The organism is Arhodomonas sp. KWT (assembly GCF_010993615.1).
In genome coordinates, this window is sequence record NZ_WNXE01001065.1 from 1 (window position 1) to 559 (window position 559).

General features: G+C 72.8%; 1 protein-coding gene. It reads right to left on the reverse strand.

Annotation, left to right across the window (positions count from 1 at the left end; all coding sequences use genetic code 11):
* Window positions 1-559: MFS transporter (locus G7A99_RS24170; RefSeq protein WP_163144620.1), on the reverse strand; the 559-nt coding region annotated here is incomplete at both ends.

Consider the following 559-nt stretch of genomic DNA (forward strand, 5'->3'; position numbering starts at 1 on the left):
CCACGCCGACGGCGAGCGCCGGTAGAGACCACGTAAGCAGGGTCAGCCGCCAGCTTCCGCCGGTGAGCGGCATGATCACCGGCAGCGTCAGGCCGGCGCCGACGAACTCGCCCATGAGCATACCGTTCATGTACACCGCGGAGCCGAGCGCGACGAAACCCGGGCACCACAGCGGTACCAGCGCCGGCAGGGCCGGCTGCATCGCCGCCACACCGAGCCCCAGTATCGCCGTGGCGGCAAGCAGCACCGCCGGCGGCGGCGCCAGACCGCGGGCGGCCGAGCTCGCCGCGACCAGCACGAGTGCCAGGGCCAGGGTCCGTCGGGCGCCGAGCCGGGCAATGGCGAGCGCGCCGGGCAGGGCGCCGACCGCGAGCATGAGCACGGGCAGGGTGGTGAGCGCGCCGATCACCGTCTGGCTCAACGCGAGATCGTCGCCAATCACCGGGGCAAGCGGCGGGGCCACGAGGATGGGCACGCGCAGGTAGAGTCCCGTGAGCCAGAGCAGGGTGAGCAGGGCGAGGCGGCGGGACAGGGGCGGATTGTTCTTCTCGTCGGACAT